The sequence below is a fragment of the Pseudomonas sp. NPDC089428 genome, from assembly GCF_044749325.1.
Taxonomy (GTDB): Bacteria; Pseudomonadota; Gammaproteobacteria; order Pseudomonadales; family Pseudomonadaceae; genus Aquipseudomonas.
Window position 1 is genome coordinate 64,281 of record NZ_JBIVHT010000006.1, and the last position, 13,628, is coordinate 77,908.

Sequence of the window (13,628 nt, forward strand, 5' to 3'; positions counted from 1 at the left end):
GGGCCGGCACAGACAGCGGAAAAGTCAGGACTCTGACTTGCCCTCTTCCTCCACCGAGGCCTCGGGTTCTTCCTCGCGCAGGTCATCGAAGTCGGTCTTCAGCCCTTCCTCCATGGCATCCAGCTCCACCAGCAGGCTGCGGAAGCTGGTCTCTTCCTTCGGCTCACCGACTGCTTCTTCCTCGCCCAGGCTGGCATCAGCCAACGCCTGCAGGTGCGCCGGCACCGGGGCATCATCCGGGTCCAGCAGCGGCTCCGGCTCCATCTCGCGCAGCTCGGCAAGCGCCGGCAGCTCGTCCAGGCTCTTGAGGTTGAAGTGATCGAGAAACGCCTTGGTGGTGGCAAACATCGCCGGGCGCCCGGGCACCTCGCGGTAGCCGACAACGCGAATCCACTCGCGCTCCATCAGCGTCTTGATGATGTTGCTGTTGACCGCCACGCCCCGTACATCCTCGATCTCGCCGCGGGTGATGGGCTGGCGGTAGGCGATCAACGCCATGGTTTCCAGCAGGGCCCGGGAATACCGCTGCGGGCGCTCCTCCCACAGCCGGCCAACCCAGGGGGCAAAGTCTTCGCGAATCTGCAGGCGGTAACCGGTGGCCACTTCCTTGAGCTCGAAAGCCCGCCCGGCGCAGGACTTGCCAAGCACTTCCAGGGCCTTGCGGAACACCTTCGGTTCGGGGCGCTCGGCTTCTTCGAACAGCTCGTAGAGACGTTCAAGGGACTGCGGCTTGCCCGAAGCGAGCAGGAACGCTTCGATCAGCGACGCCAGGTCGCGGGGTTCATTCAGATTCATCAGCTTCTTCGACAGACTCGGGGCGCAGCCGCACATGGATCGGCGCGAAGGGCTCATTCTGCACCAGTTCGACCAGCGATTCCTTCACCAGCTCAAGGATCGCCATGAAGGTCACCACCACGCCAAGCTTGCCCTCCTCGGGCGTGAACAGCTCGACAAATGGCACGAAAGCGCCGCCCTTGAGACGTTCCAGCACGTCGCTCATGCGCTCGCGGGTGGACAGCGTCTCGCGGGTGATCTGGTGGCTTTCGAACAGGTCGTTGCGGCGCATGACCTCGGCCATGGACACCAGCAGCTCTTCCAGGCTGACCTGCGGCAGCAGCTTGCGCACCTTGGCCTGCGGGGCTTCCAGGCGCGGCACGACGATCTCGCGGCCAACCCGAGGCAGCTCATCGATACCCTCGGCGGCAGCCTTGAAGCGTTCGTACTCCTGCAGGCGGCGGATCAGCTCGGCGCGTGGGTCGCCCTCCTCCTCCTCGACCTCGGTCGATCGCGGCAACAGCATGCGCGACTTGATCTCGGCAAGCATGGCTGCCATCACCAGGTACTCGGCAGCCAGCTCCAGGCGCACGCTCTTCATCAGCTCGACGTAGCCCATGTACTGGCGGGTGATTTCCGCCACGGGGATGTCGAGGATGTCGATGTTCTGCTTGCGGATCAGGTACAGCAGCAAGTCCAGCGGGCCCTCGAAGGCTTCGAGGATGACTTCCAGGGCGTCCGGCGGGATGTACAGGTCCAGCGGCATCTCGGTCAGCGCTTCGCCGTAGACCAGGGCCAGCTGCAACTGCTGGGGGGGCGCTTGTGCTGGCAAGTCTGCCTGTTCGGCAGGCGCCTCGGGTGCTTCCACCTGGCTCACGCGTTGACCATGAACGGCGTGGGGTCGCCGCAGCCTTCACGGATCAGTTCAGGCTCGTCGCCGGACAGGTCAATGATGGTCGAGGCCTTGAGGTCGCCGAAGCCACCATCGATGACCAGGTCGACATGGTGTTCCAGGCGCTCGCGGATCTCGTACGGGTCGGTCATCGGCTCGGTGTCGCCGGGCAGGATCAGGCTCACGCTCATCAACGGCTCGCCCAGTTCGGCCAGCAGCGCCAGGGTGATGCCATGGTCCGGCACGCGCAGGCCGATGGTGCGGCGCTTTTCATGCAGCAGCAGGCGCGGCACTTCGCGGGTACCGTTGAGGATGAAGGTGTACGGCCCAGGCACATGGGCCTTGAGCAGGCGGAAGGTGCCGGTGTCGACCTTGGCGTACAGCCCCAGTTGCGACATGTCGCAACACATCAGGGTGAAGTTGTGGGTCTTGTCCAGGCCGCGCAGGCGGCGAACCCGCTCGATCGCCGCCTTGTCGCCGATCTGGCAACCCAGGGCATAGGCCGAGTCGGTCGGATAGACCACCACGCCACCCTTGCGGATGATCTCCACCGCCTGGCGGATCAGGCGCGGCTGCGGGTTCTCCGGATGAATCTGGAAAAATTGGCTCACGAAGTCATCCTGTTCATAGCGCCATAGGCTGTTCATGGCTGAATCGACGCCACAGAGGTGGCAAGTCCTCGGGCAATGGCCGGTAGGCACCGATCTCGCCCCAGGTGCCGGGGCCGTGGAAATCGCTGCCAGCGCTTGCCAGCAGGCCGAACTCACGAGTAAGGATGGACATCGTGCCCACCTGCTCGGCCGGCATCATCCCGTTGACCACTTCAAGTGCCTGCCCGCCTGCCTGAATATAGTCGGCAATCAGCCGCCTGCGCTTGCTGCGGGTCAGATCGTAGTGCATCGGGTGCGCAAGGCTCACCCAAGCGTTGGACTGGCGAAGGGTGGAGACAGTTTCCTCAAGCGTTGGCCAGTGCTGTTTGACATCGCCCAGCTTGCCGGCCCCCAACCACTTGCGAAAGGCCTCGGCACGGTCCTTGACATGGCCCGCGCGCACCATGAATTCGGCAAAATGCGGCCGCGCCGGGGCGTTACCGCTGTCCCCCAGTTCCTGCTGCACGGCGCGCGCGCCATCCAGGGCACCGGGCATGCCCTTGGCCGCCAACCGTTTGTCGATTTCTTCGGCACGCAACCAGCGGCCACGGTGCAGGGCCTCGATGGCCTGGAGCAAGGGCGGCGCGTCGAGCGGGAAGTTGTAGCCCAGCACGTGAATGGTCGCGCCACCCCAGGTGCACGACAGCTCTACCCCGCTGACCCAGCGCATGCCGCGCGTGTGGCAGGCCTGGCGCGCCTCGGGCAGGCCTTCGAGGGTGTCGTGGTCGGTCAGTGCCAGCGTTTGCACCCCGTGCTCATGGGCCCGGGCGACCAGGTCCGTGGGCGACAGGGCGCCGTCGGAGGCCGTGCTGTGACAGTGCAGATCAACATTCATGGAGGAGCGCTTTCGCTGGAATCGATGTTTGTTATTATGCCGTCACATCCCGATTCTGGCTGCCATTGTGAAACAATTCATCGATTTCATCCCGCTGCTGCTGTTCTTCATCGTCTACAAGCTCGACCCGCGCCCGATGGACGTTGCAGGCCACAGCTTCGAATTCGGCGGCATCTACAGCGCCACTGCAATGCTGATCATCAGCTCGCTGGTGGTTTACGGCGCGCTGTTCCTGCGCCAGCGCAAGCTGGAAAAGGGCCAGTGGCTGACCCTGATCGCCTGCCTGGTGTTCGGCGGCCTGACCCTGACTTTCCACAGCGAAACCTTCCTCAAGTGGAAGGCGCCGGTGGTCAACTGGCTGTTCGCCCTGGGCTTTGCCGGCAGCCACTTCATCGGTGACCGGGTGCTGATCAAGCGCATCATGGGCCACGCGCTGACCCTGCCCGATGCCATCTGGTCGCGCCTGAACGTGGCCTGGATCGCCTTCTTCGTGTTCTGCGGCGCCGCCAACCTGTTCGTCGCCTTCACCTTCCAGAACTTCTGGGTCGACTTCAAGGTGTTCGGCAGCCTGGGCATGACAGTGATCTTCCTGGTGGCCCAGGGCGTGTACCTGTCGCGTCACCTGCACGACGACCCTTCCACCTCCAAACCCAAGGATTGACATGCTCTACGCCATTATCGCCAGCGACGTCGCGAACTCCCTGGAAAAACGCCTGGCCGCACGCCCGGCGCACATCGAGCGCCTGCAACAGCTCAAGGCCGAAGGCCGCGTGGTGCTGGCCGGCCCACACCCGGCCATCGACAGCAACGACCCGGGTGAAGCCGGTTTCAGCGGCAGCCTGATCGTCGCCGAGTTCGATTCCCTGGCCGCCGCCCAGGCCTGGGCCGACGCCGACCCGTACATTGCCGCGGGCGTGTACGACAAGGTCATCGTCAAGCCGTTCAAGCAAGTCCTGCCTTGACCTGATACCGCGTCGCCCGCGAAGAAGGCGACGCGGCTTCCCCCGCTCAAATTGCACGTACGTCCTCAGTCTGCGGTATCTTTGCCACTGGCGGACACAGAAGACGCCGTCAATGGTTGAATTGAGTGAGTCATGAGCGAGCTGTTACTGATTGATGATGACCAGGAACTCTGCGAGCTGCTCGGCAGCTGGCTGACCCAGGAAGGGTTTGCGGTACGCGCCTGCCACGATGGCCAGAGCGCGCGCCAGGCCTTGGCCGAGCATGCCCCGGCGGCCGTGGTGCTGGATGTGATGCTGCCCGACGGCAGCGGCCTGGAGCTGCTCAAGCAGCTGCGCAGCGAACATGCCGAGCTGCCGGTGCTGATGTTGTCGGCCCGTGGCGAGCCTCTGGACCGCATTCTCGGCCTGGAGCTGGGTGCTGATGATTACCTGGCCAAGCCCTGCGACCCCCGTGAGCTCACCGCCCGCCTGCGCGCCGTGCTGCGCCGCAGCCACCCCACTGCCACCACCACCCAGCTGGAGATCGGTGACCTGGCGTTCAGCCCGGTGCGCGGCGTAGTCAGCATCGATGGCCGCGACATGAGCCTGACCCTGTCCGAAAGCCGCATTCTCGAAGCGCTGCTGCGCCAGCCGGGCGAGCCGCTGGACAAGCAGGAGCTGGCGCAGATCGCCCTGGGGCGCAAGCTCACCCTGTATGACCGCAGCCTGGACATGCACGTCAGCAACCTGCGCAAGAAAGTCGGCCCGCATGCCGATGGGCGGCCGCGGATCGTCGCACTGCGTAGCCGTGGTTACTACTACAGCCTGTAAACCCGCATGGGGCCGCCTGCGCCCCATCTTTACCCTGCCTTTACGCTGCGCTGACTGCGCTTGACCTTGATCTCCCTAGACTGAGCTCATCCGGTAAACACCGGCCCATGAGAGGAGAGACACCATGCGCAAGACCCTTATCGCCCTGATGTTCGCCGCCGCCCTGCCAACCGTGGCCATGGCCATGCCTGAAGGCGGCCAGCGTCACGACGGCCCACATCATCGCGGTGATGCGCCTTTCGCCCAACTGGACCTGAGCCGCGACCAGCGCCAGCAGATCGGCAAGCTGATGGGCGAGCAGATGCAGAACCGCCGCGAAATCACCGAGCGCTACCTGAACAAGCTGCCGGCCGCCGAGCAGAAGGCCATGAAGGACGAACTCAAGGCCAGCCACGACAAGACCGACAGCCAGGTCCGCGCGCTGCTCAAGCCTGACCAGCAGAAGAAGTTCGACGAACTGCAGAAGGAGCGCGAAGCACGCAAGGCTGAATGGCAAGAGTTCCAGACCTGGAAAGCTGAAAAAGCTGCCAAGGCCCAGTAAGCTGTGCCACCAATGCCCGGCCCGCCCTCAAGCGGGCCGGGCTTTTCCCGTTTACAGGAGGTGCTCTTGCGTTCTCTGTTCTGGCGCATCCTGGCCAGCTTCTGGCTGGCTATCACCCTGGTCGCGGGCCTGTCGATCCTGCTGGGCCACATGCTCAACCAGGATGCCTGGATCCTCAGCCGCCACCCGGGCCTGAAAACCATGGCCAGCCATTGGGCCAAGCATTATGAGCAGGAAGGCCTGGAGTCTGCCCAGGCCTTCCTGGAACGACGCAAGCAGCGCTACAAGATCGATGTGCAGGTGCTCGACGACAGCGGTGATGCCGTGGTGCCCGGCACCTTCCCGCGCCGCGCGGCAGCATTCGAGGCACGCCAGCACAATGACGAGCGCCGCCTGCCGTGGCGCCGCCTGACCGAGGAATACACCAGCCCCGACAGCGGCGAGACCTACCTGCTGATCTACCGCATCCCGCACCCGGAACTGGACGCCTGGCACCGCGAGAGCCTGCTGTGGCCATTGAGTGCCCTGGGCATCGCCTTGGTGGTGCTGACCTTGTTCAGCCTGCTGGTGACCCTGTCCATCACCCGCCCGCTCAGCCGTCTGCGCGGCGCCGTGCATGACCTTGGCCAGGCCACCTACCAACAGAACAGCCTGGCGCGCCTGGCCGCCCGGCGCGACGAGTTCGGTGTGCTGGCCAAGGACTTCAACAAGATGGGCGCGCGCCTGCAGAGCCTGATCGGCAGCCAGCGCCAGCTGCTGCGCGACGTGTCCCACGAACTGCGCTCACCGCTGGCCCGCCTGCGCATTGCCCTGGCCCTTGCCGAGCGCGCCGAAACCGAACAGCGCCAGGCCCTGTGGCCACGCCTGACCCGTGAATGCGACCGCCTGGAAGACCTGATCAGCGAAATCCTGACATTGGCCAGGGTCGATGCCGAGCAGGCCCATGCCGAACCCGTCGACCTCAACGCGCTGCTGGGCAGCGTGCGCAAGGACGCTCAGCTCAGCGCGCCGGAGCAGGAAGTGAAGCTGGAGGCCCAGCCTGGGTTGACCCTGCAAGGCTGGCCGACGCTGATCGAGCGTGCCGTGGACAACCTGGTGCGCAATGCCCTGCGCTTCAACCCGCAGGGGCAGCCGATCGAGATCAGCGCGAAGCGTGAGCAAGAGAAGATCGTGCTGAGCGTGCGCGACCATGGGCCAGGCGCGACGCCGGAGCACTTGGCGCAGTTGGGTGAGCCGTTCTTCCGGGCGCCGGGGCAGGAGGCAGCGGGGCATGGGCTGGGCCTGGCGATCGCGCGCAAGGCGGCAGAGCGGCATGGCGGCAGCCTGGTGCTGGAGAATCACCCGCAGGGTGGATTCGTGGCCCGGTTGGAGTTGCCTGAGAACATTGATGCCACCTGACAGAATGCCGGGGCTGCTTTGCAGCCCATCGCCGGCAAGCGCGGCGCCCACAGGTACTGCACATCCCTTGAGGTCAGCGCTGTACCTGTGGGAGCCGCGCTTGCCGGCGAAGGGCCGCAAAGCGGCCCCCTGCGTCATTCGCCCCAGGTACTGACGTACTCGGCAGTTTCGAGTATCGGCGCCGTGCGCGGCTCGGTCAGCGGCGTGCCGACATACAGGTAACCGATCAACTCCTCGTTCTCGGCCAAGCCCAAGCCCTTGTGCACGTGGGCGTCGAAGGCCATGTCGCCAGTTCGCCACACTGCGCCGATCCCCTGGGCATGCGCCGCAATCAGGATGCCGTGGGCCGCGCAACCCGCCGCCAGGCGCTGCTCGGACTTGGGCACCTTGAAGTGATCCTGCAGCTTGGCGATCACCACGATCAGCAACGGCGCACGCAGCGGCATCGCCCGTGCCTTGTCCAGCGCAGCCTGGCTGGCATCGCCCTTGCGCTGCAGCGCTTCGGCGAACAGTTCACCGAGCTTTTCGCGGCCCTGACCCTCGATGGTCAGGAAGCGCCACGGCCGCAGCTGACCGTGGTCCGGTGCGCGCAAGGCGGCCTGGAACAGCGCCTCACGCTGGGCCTCGTTGGGCGCAGGGTCGGTCAGGCGTGGCACGGAAACACGGTTGAGCAATGCGTCGAGAGCCTCCATCGGCTACCCTCCTGGCAGGTAAATGTGCGGCCATTCTAGCGTTTACATCACCAGACCCATAGGTAGAATGGCGCCCTTCCGTTTCGAGTCAGAGCAGATCACATGGCGTTGCCGACCTTAAGGATCATTGGTTTCATCATCGGCATCTTCCTGATCACCCTGGCGGTCAGCATGGTCGTGCCCATGGCGACCCTGGTGGTCTTCGAACGCACCGGCGACATGCCGTCGTTTCTCTGGTCCAGCCTGATCACCTTCATCGCCGGCCTGGCCATGGTCCTGCAGGGCCGCCCCGAGCACGTCCACCTGCGCCCGCGGGACATGTACCTGCTGACCGTCAGCAGCTGGGTGGTGGTGTGCATCTTCGCCGCCCTGCCCTTCCTGCTGACCCAGCACATCAGCTACACCGACGCCTTCTTCGAGAGCATGTCCGGCATCACCGCCACCGGCGCCACCGTGCTCAGCGGGCTGGACACCATGTCACCGGGCATCCTGATGTGGCGCTCGATGCTGCACTGGCTCGGCGGCATCGGCTTCATCGCCATGGCGGTGGCGATCCTGCCGCTGCTGCGTATCGGTGGCATGCGCCTGTTCCAGACCGAATCGTCGGACCGCTCGGAAAAGGTCATGCCGCGCTCGCACATGGTCGCCAAATCGATCGTAGGCGTGTACGTCGGCTTCTCGATCTTTGGCGCACTGGCCTTCTGGTGGGCCGGCATGAGCCCGTTCGATGCCATCAACCACGCCATGTCGGCGATCTCCACCGGCGGTTTTTCCACCTCTGACCAGTCGCTGGCCAAATGGGACATCCCTGCCGTGCACTGGGTCGCGGTGGTGGTGATGATCCTTGGCAGCCTGCCCTTCACCCTGTACGTGGCAACCCTGCGCGGCAACCGCAAGGCACTGATCCGCGACCAACAGGTGCAAGGCCTGCTGGGCATGCTGGTGGTGACCTGGATCGTGCTCGGCACCTGGTACTGGTACACCACCAACCTGCACTGGCTAGACGCCCTGCGCCACGTGGCGCTGAACGTGACCTCGGTGGTCACCACCACCGGCTTTGCCCTGGGCGATTACAGCCTGTGGGGCAACTTCTCGCTGATGCTGTTCTTCTACCTGGGCTTCGTCGGTGGCTGTTCCGGCTCCACGGCCGGCGGTATCAAGATTTTCCGTTTCCAGGTGGCCTACATCCTGCTCAAGGCCAGCCTCAACCAGCTGATCCACCCGCGCGCTGTGATCAAGCAGAAATACAACGGCCATCGCCTGGACGAAGAGATCGTGCGCTCGATCCTGACCTTCTCGTTCTTCTTCGCCATCACCATCTGCGTGATGGCCCTGCTGCTGTCGCTGCTGGGCGTGGACTGGATGACCGCACTGACTGGCGCCGCCGGCACGGTGTCGGGCGTCGGCCCGGGCCTGGGTGAAGTGGTCGGCCCTTCGGGCAACTACTCGACGCTGCCGGATGCCGCCAAGTGGATTCTCGCCACCGGCATGCTGCTGGGGCGCCTGGAGATCATCACGGTGCTGGTGTTGTGTATGCCGGCGTTCTGGCGTCACTGACCTCGGCAGGCTCGGTACCCAGCCGGGCGCGGTATTCACTGGGGGTCACATCGAACCAGCGGCGGAACGCCCGGTAGAAATTGCTCGGGTCGGCAAAGCCCAGCAAGTAGGCAGTTTCCAGCAGGGTCATGCCTGGCTGGGCCAGGTATTGCTCGGCCAGCTCGCGACGGGTGTCGTCGAGCAAGGTCTGGAAACTGGTGCCCTCTTCCTGCAGCCGGCGCTGCAAGGTGCGCTGGGACAGGTGCAGGGCCTGGGCCAGGGTTTCGCGCTTGGGTTCGCCTTGCGGCAGGATGCGGCACAAGACCTGGCGCACGCGGTGAGTCACGCGGCTCTCCGAAAAGCGCGCGAGGTACTCACCGGCAAAGCGATCATGCAGGATGGCCATGGCTTCGTTGGCGGTGGGCAATGGCGCTTCCATGTCGGCCCGCTCGAACACCAGGGCATCGTGCGGCGCACCGAACACCAGCGGGGAATGGAACGCCACCTTGTACGGCTCGATATTCTTCGGTTGCGGCCCTTGCACCAGCACCCGCCGTGGCTGCACCGGCCGCCCACTCAGCCATTTGCACAGGGCCAGCGCGCAGGCCAGCGATGCTTCGGCGCTATGGCGGGTGGGCGGCAGGTGATCGCCATGCACGGTCAGAATCAGTGAATAACCTTCGGGGCCGAGGACAAAACTCAGGTCGGAGCTTTCGGCGATGATGCGCTGGTAGCGCACCAGCCGTTCGAACCCTTCGGCCAGGGTGCGGCTGGACATCAGTGCGTAGCCCACCACGTGGAAGGAGGCAGGGCGCACCACCCGCGCCATGTTCAGGCCAATGGCTTCGTTGCCCGACAGTTCGACCGCCAGCTGCCAGAGGCGGGTCATGGAGTCCTGCGGAAAACGTGCATCCGGGTCGTCGAGTGCAGCGAAATCAAGCCCCAACTGCTTGAACATGGCCGGGCAGTCGAGCCCTTCCAGCTCCAGCGCCTTGACAATCCCTGATGCCCAGCTGGCCGACGTGGTTCTTTCGCTCATGGCAGGCTTCTTATGCTGACCGCTTCATGCGATTAACCTCAAGGATACTCATTTGGCGCCTATTGTCACTGGCCGGCCCCGCCAATCACTCTAGACTCGATTCAGGCTCCACGCCGTGTATCCTGTCAAAAAGTGATAATCCCGGAGTACTGCCCATGGCCAGCACCACGCAGTTTCGCAGTTTCGCCGAGTTCTATCCGTATTATCTGGGGGAGCACAGCAACCCCACCTGTCGGCGCCTGCACTTTGTCGGCACCAGCCTGGTGATCGCCTTGCTGGCTTACACCATCGGCAGCGGGAAGTGGTTGCTGTTGCTGGCAGTGCCGCTTTGCGGGTACGGCTTCGCCTGGGTGGGGCACTTCTTCTACGAGCGCAACAGACCGGCGACGTTCAAGCACCCCTGGTACAGCCTGGTGGGTGATTTCGCCATGTTCCGCGACATCCTGCTTGGCCGGATCAGCCTCTAGGCCGGCTCACGCAGGGCTGCCGCCTGTGCCTTGCGCGCCTGCGCGTCAGCCAGCCGGTACAGCTCGATGCTGCCGTCCCAGTGCTCGATCAGCGCCGTGCATGATTCGACCCAATCGCCACAATTGAGGTAATCCACCTCGCCGACCTTGCGTATTTCGGCGTGGTGGATATGCCCGCACACCACCCCGTGAAATCCACGGCGGGTGCACTCATGGGCAATCGCATCCTCGAAGTCGCTGATGAAATTCACCGCCCCCTTGACCTTGTGCTTGAGGTACGCCGACAGCGACCAGTAGCCATACCCGTAGCGCGCACGCCAGTGGTTGAGCCAGCGGTTGAGCACCAGGGTGAACTCGTAGGCACGGTCCCCCAGGAAGGCCAGCCAGCGGTGATAGCGGGTGATCACGTCGAACTGGTCACCATGGATCACCAGCAGCCGGCGGCCATCGGCAGTCAGGTGCTCGGCCTCGTCCACCAACTGGATGTTGCCCAGCATCAGCTTCGAGTAACGGCGCAGGAATTCATCATGATTGCCGGTGACGTAGATCACCTCGGTACCGCGCTTGCTCATGGTCAGCAGGCGGCGGATCAGGTTGCTGTGGGCTTGCGGCCAGTAGATGCCGCCGCGCAGCTTCCAGCCATCGATGATGTCGCCGACCAGGTAGATGCGGTCGGCCTGGTAGCCCTTGAGGAACTGCGACAGGTGTTCGGCCTGGCAGTCACGCGTGCCCAGGTGCACGTCGGATATCCACAGCGTGCGCACGCGCTGCTTGCGTGACGGGCGGGAAAATTCGGCATGGGTCATGGGCAGGCTCCGGCGCTGTTTGCTGGAGACTGGCAGGCACAGGTGACAGGGTGGTGGCAGGGATGTGACGAGTGATGGCGTGCCAGGAATGCGGCACAATGGCTGGCAGCCCCACGAGGAAGCCCCATGGCCGGCCCGATACTTTCCTTGCGCCACTACCGCGATGAGCTGATCGCCCACAGCCACGAACACCCGCAATTGGTGTTCGGCCTGCACGGGCGCCTGGATTTCGAGGTACAGGGCCGCGGCGCCAGGGTCGCCCGCCAGGGGCTGGTGGTGGTACCCGCCGGCGCTCATCATACCTGCGACAGCGCTGTCGGCAGCGATTGCCTGGTGCTGGACGTGCCCGGTGAGCACTGGCTGCATGAGCAGCTGGGGGCCCATGCCGATGCCAGCAGGCGCCTGCTCGACCAGCCTGGGGCACTGGGGCTTGATGATCGCCAACAGCAACTGGTGGACTGGCTGGCGGCGAGCCCCATGGACGACCCACTGATCGCCCGGCAAGGCGCGGTGCTGTTGCTGGCCAGCCTCAACCCCAGCGCCTCGGCCATCGTCACACCCAGCCATCGCCTGCCCTATGCGGCATTCGACGCGCATATCGAAGAGCATGCAGCGTACCCGTTGCAGGTGGCCGACCTGGCGCGCATCGCCGGCTTGTCCAGTACCCGGCTGCATGCACGGTTTACCGCCGAGTGCGGCATGACGCCGATGGACTACATCCGCCAGCGGCGCCTGCTCAAGGCAAGGCGGCTGGTCACGCAGACGTTGCTGCCGATGGGGGAGATTGCGGCGCAGGTGGGGTATAGCTCGCAGAGCGCATTTTCGGCGGCGATGCTGCGCGCGTTTGGTTGCTCGCCGTTGGCCATGCGGCGAGAGCCTGGCGACAACTGACAGCAGGATGGCGACAGAAGCTGTTGCCCTGAGGATTTACACTTTGCTGCACCGGCCTCATCGCGGATAAATCCGCTCCTACGCGGTACCTGTAGGAGCGGATTTATCCGCGATGAGGCCGGCACAGCCAGTAAAGATTCGAGCAAGGACCCAACATGAACCACCGCACTGCCCTCGGCGCCCTGCACATCGGCGCGCTGTTCTTCGGCCTGACCGGCGTCTTCGGCAAACTGGCCGCCAGCGCCAGCCCGGCGATCATCGTCTTTGGCCGCGCCGCCTTCGCCGTGCTGGCCCTGGCGCTGTTCGCCAGCCTCACCGGCCCCGGCTGGCGACGCCTGAGCAGCCAGGACATACGCCGCCTGCTGCTCGGCGGCGTTCTGCTGGCCGGCCATTGGGTCAGCTTCTTCATCGCCGTGAAAGTCGGTGGCGTGGCCATTGCCACCCTGGGTTTTGCCAGCTTCCCGGCCTTCACCGTGATCCTCGAGGGCTTGCTGTTTCGCGAGCGCATCCGCCGCAATGAAGGCGTGCTGGTGGCGCTGGTCAGCATCGGCCTGATACTGGTCACTCCAGAATTCGACCTGGCCAGCCAGGCCACTGGCGGCCTGCTCTGGGCTTTGCTCTCCGGCTTGCTGTTCTCGCTGCTGTCGCTGACCAACCGTGCCGGCTCAGGGCGCTTGCCGGCCGTGCAGGCGGCGCTGTGGCAGAACCTGGTGGTCGGCTTGTGCCTGCTGCCCTTCGCCGGCCCGGGCCTGAGCCAGGTGGCCAGCATGGACTGGCTGTGGATCGCCCTGCTCGGCATCTTCTGCACCGGTGTCGCCCACAGCCTGTTCGTGGCCAGCCTCTCGGTGATCAAGGCGCGTACCGCCGCCGTGGTGTTCGCCATGGAACCGGTCTACGGCATCGCCGTGGCCTGGGCGGTGTTCGCCGAAACGCCCACCCTGCGCATGCTGCTGGGCGGCGTGCTGATCATCTTCGCCATCGTGCTGTCCAGCCGCCTGGCCGCCGAACAACCGCCGCGGCACAAGGCCGTGGCCGAGGGCGCCTGACTCAGCGATCGTTGTGGCCCAGGTCGCGCTGCGGGTCGATCTGGTCGCGTACGCGCTGCTTGAGCACCTTGGCCTCGGGGAAGCCACCGTCGGCCTTGCGCTCCCAGATCTGCACGCCATTGCAGGTGATGCGGAAGATCCCGCCAGTGCCCGGCTCCAGCGCCACCCGGCCGAGGTCATCGGTGAAGGTGCTGAGCAGTTCCTGGGCCAACCAGGCGGCGCGCAGCAGCCATTGGCACTGCGTGCAATATGTGATGACGATTTCCGGCTTGTTGTTGGCCATGCTGAG

The 13,628-nt window shown here is 64.8% G+C and carries 17 protein-coding genes; 9 read left to right on the top strand and 8 right to left on the bottom strand.

The genetic code is table 11. The features are described from left to right. Window positions 1-24: 24 nt before the first annotated feature. The 4 genes from scpB to ACIPZ5_RS13485 all read right to left on the bottom strand — a co-directional run bounded on the left by scpB (window position 25) and on the right by ACIPZ5_RS13485 (window position 3,151). On the bottom strand, window positions 25-795 hold the full coding sequence (gene scpB / locus ACIPZ5_RS13470) for an SMC-Scp complex subunit ScpB (protein WP_343596259.1): 771 nt from the start codon (window positions 793-795) through the stop codon (window positions 25-27). Then, window positions 782-1,507, bottom strand: coding sequence for a ScpA family protein (locus ACIPZ5_RS13475; RefSeq protein ID WP_343596311.1), 726 nt, complete (start codon window positions 1,505-1,507; stop codon window positions 782-784). Before ACIPZ5_RS13475 ends, scpB begins: the two co-directional genes overlap by 14 nt. A 140-nt stretch (window positions 1,508-1,647) precedes the next feature. Further along, window positions 1,648-2,277, bottom strand: coding sequence for an L-threonylcarbamoyladenylate synthase (locus tag ACIPZ5_RS13480; protein WP_176507936.1), 630 nt, complete (start codon window positions 2,275-2,277; stop codon window positions 1,648-1,650). A 13-nt stretch (window positions 2,278-2,290) separates the two neighbouring features. Further along, a complete protein-coding gene (locus ACIPZ5_RS13485; RefSeq protein ID WP_343596264.1) occupies window positions 2,291-3,151 on the bottom strand; it encodes a PHP domain-containing protein in 861 nt (286 codons plus the stop codon). A gap of 67 nt (window positions 3,152-3,218) precedes the next feature. Here ACIPZ5_RS13485 and ACIPZ5_RS13490 point away from each other — a divergent pair, with 67 nt between their 5' ends. From ACIPZ5_RS13490 to ACIPZ5_RS13510, 5 genes are all read left to right on the top strand, one after another. Continuing rightward, window positions 3,219-3,812 carry a septation protein A gene (locus ACIPZ5_RS13490; RefSeq protein WP_261943132.1) on the top strand — a complete coding sequence of 198 codons (594 nt, stop codon included), beginning with the start codon at window positions 3,219-3,221 and terminating at the stop codon, window positions 3,810-3,812. A gap of 1 nt (window position 3,813) precedes the next feature. After that, window positions 3,814-4,113: a YciI family protein gene (locus tag ACIPZ5_RS13495; protein ID WP_008091826.1), complete on the top strand. Its 300-nt coding sequence runs from the start codon at window positions 3,814-3,816 to the stop codon at window positions 4,111-4,113. A 132-nt stretch (window positions 4,114-4,245) separates the two neighbouring features. Continuing rightward, window positions 4,246-4,923, top strand: a complete 678-nt coding sequence (locus tag ACIPZ5_RS13500; protein ID WP_027921069.1) for a response regulator transcription factor — start codon at window positions 4,246-4,248, stop codon at window positions 4,921-4,923. Between the two features lie 124 nt (window positions 4,924-5,047). Continuing rightward, window positions 5,048-5,464 carry a Spy/CpxP family protein refolding chaperone gene (locus ACIPZ5_RS13505; RefSeq protein ID WP_261943131.1) on the top strand — a complete coding sequence of 139 codons (417 nt, stop codon included), beginning with the start codon at window positions 5,048-5,050 and terminating at the stop codon, window positions 5,462-5,464. Between the two features lie 60 nt (window positions 5,465-5,524). After that, window positions 5,525-6,862: an ATP-binding protein gene (locus tag ACIPZ5_RS13510; protein WP_400809101.1), complete on the top strand. Its 1,338-nt coding sequence runs from the start codon at window positions 5,525-5,527 to the stop codon at window positions 6,860-6,862. Between the two features lie 134 nt (window positions 6,863-6,996). On the opposite strand, the gene ACIPZ5_RS13515 is transcribed toward ACIPZ5_RS13510, so the two are convergent. Continuing rightward, entirely contained in the window at window positions 6,997-7,554 is a 558-nt protein-coding gene (locus ACIPZ5_RS13515; protein WP_400809104.1) for a nitroreductase family protein, read from the bottom strand. Between the two features lie 102 nt (window positions 7,555-7,656). Between ACIPZ5_RS13515 and ACIPZ5_RS13520 the strand changes: the two genes are divergently transcribed. Then, window positions 7,657-9,111 (top strand): TrkH family potassium uptake protein, encoded by a 1,455-nt coding sequence (locus ACIPZ5_RS13520; RefSeq protein ID WP_343596274.1) that lies wholly within the window; start codon window positions 7,657-7,659, stop codon window positions 9,109-9,111. Here ACIPZ5_RS13520 and ACIPZ5_RS13525 read toward each other — a convergent pair. Then, window positions 9,068-10,129: an AraC family transcriptional regulator gene (locus ACIPZ5_RS13525; protein WP_261943127.1), complete on the bottom strand. Its 1,062-nt coding sequence runs from the start codon at window positions 10,127-10,129 to the stop codon at window positions 9,068-9,070. The genes ACIPZ5_RS13520 and ACIPZ5_RS13525 overlap by 44 nt on opposite strands. 155 nt (window positions 10,130-10,284) lie before the next feature. Here ACIPZ5_RS13525 and ACIPZ5_RS13530 point away from each other — a divergent pair, with 155 nt between their 5' ends. After that, window positions 10,285-10,596, top strand: coding sequence for a DUF962 domain-containing protein (locus ACIPZ5_RS13530; RefSeq protein WP_261943126.1), 312 nt, complete (start codon window positions 10,285-10,287; stop codon window positions 10,594-10,596). On the opposite strand, the gene ACIPZ5_RS13535 is transcribed toward ACIPZ5_RS13530, so the two are convergent. Continuing rightward, complete coding sequence (locus tag ACIPZ5_RS13535) at window positions 10,593-11,402, bottom strand: UDP-2,3-diacylglucosamine diphosphatase (RefSeq protein ID WP_400809107.1); 810 nt, start codon at window positions 11,400-11,402, stop codon at window positions 10,593-10,595. The genes ACIPZ5_RS13530 and ACIPZ5_RS13535 overlap by 4 nt on opposite strands. A gap of 126 nt (window positions 11,403-11,528) precedes the next feature. Here ACIPZ5_RS13535 and ACIPZ5_RS13540 point away from each other — a divergent pair, with 126 nt between their 5' ends. Both ACIPZ5_RS13540 and ACIPZ5_RS13545 read left to right on the top strand, forming a co-directional pair. Then, on the top strand, window positions 11,529-12,293 hold the full coding sequence (locus ACIPZ5_RS13540) for a helix-turn-helix domain-containing protein (RefSeq protein ID WP_400809109.1): 765 nt from the start codon (window positions 11,529-11,531) through the stop codon (window positions 12,291-12,293). Window positions 12,294-12,448: 155 nt separating this feature from the next. After that, window positions 12,449-13,339 (top strand): DMT family transporter, encoded by an 891-nt coding sequence (locus ACIPZ5_RS13545; protein ID WP_343596280.1) that lies wholly within the window; start codon window positions 12,449-12,451, stop codon window positions 13,337-13,339. Window position 13,340: 1 nt separating this feature from the next. Here ACIPZ5_RS13545 and ACIPZ5_RS13550 read toward each other — a convergent pair whose 3' ends face one another. Beyond that, window positions 13,341-13,622: a SelT/SelW/SelH family protein gene (locus ACIPZ5_RS13550; RefSeq protein WP_229609108.1), complete on the bottom strand. Its 282-nt coding sequence runs from the start codon at window positions 13,620-13,622 to the stop codon at window positions 13,341-13,343. Between the last annotated feature and the right edge of the window lie 6 nt (window positions 13,623-13,628).

Bases quoted from the DNA above. Each gene is read 5' to 3' on its own strand.
- scpB (WP_343596259.1), bottom strand. From the start codon at position 795: ATGAATCTGAATGAACCCCGCGACCTGGCGTCGCTGATCGAAGCGTTC.
- ACIPZ5_RS13485 (WP_343596264.1), bottom strand. From the start codon at position 3,151: ATGAATGTTGATCTGCACTGTCACAGCACGGCCTCCGACGGCGCCCTG.
- ACIPZ5_RS13495 (WP_008091826.1), top strand. From the start codon at position 3,814: ATGCTCTACGCCATTATCGCCAGCGACGTCGCGAACTCCCTGGAAAAA.
- ACIPZ5_RS13500 (WP_027921069.1), top strand. From the start codon at position 4,246: ATGAGCGAGCTGTTACTGATTGATGATGACCAGGAACTCTGCGAGCTG.
- ACIPZ5_RS13505 (WP_261943131.1), top strand. From the start codon at position 5,048: ATGCGCAAGACCCTTATCGCCCTGATGTTCGCCGCCGCCCTGCCAACC.
- ACIPZ5_RS13515 (WP_400809104.1), bottom strand. From the start codon at position 7,554: ATGGAGGCTCTCGACGCATTGCTCAACCGTGTTTCCGTGCCACGCCTG.
- ACIPZ5_RS13520 (WP_343596274.1), top strand. From the start codon at position 7,657: ATGGCGTTGCCGACCTTAAGGATCATTGGTTTCATCATCGGCATCTTC.
- ACIPZ5_RS13525 (WP_261943127.1), bottom strand. From the start codon at position 10,129: ATGAGCGAAAGAACCACGTCGGCCAGCTGGGCATCAGGGATTGTCAAG.
- ACIPZ5_RS13530 (WP_261943126.1), top strand. From the start codon at position 10,285: ATGGCCAGCACCACGCAGTTTCGCAGTTTCGCCGAGTTCTATCCGTAT.
- ACIPZ5_RS13535 (WP_400809107.1), bottom strand. From the start codon at position 11,402: ATGACCCATGCCGAATTTTCCCGCCCGTCACGCAAGCAGCGCGTGCGC.
- ACIPZ5_RS13540 (WP_400809109.1), top strand. From the start codon at position 11,529: ATGGCCGGCCCGATACTTTCCTTGCGCCACTACCGCGATGAGCTGATC.
- ACIPZ5_RS13545 (WP_343596280.1), top strand. From the start codon at position 12,449: ATGAACCACCGCACTGCCCTCGGCGCCCTGCACATCGGCGCGCTGTTC.
- ACIPZ5_RS13550 (WP_229609108.1), bottom strand. From the start codon at position 13,622: ATGGCCAACAACAAGCCGGAAATCGTCATCACATATTGCACGCAGTGC.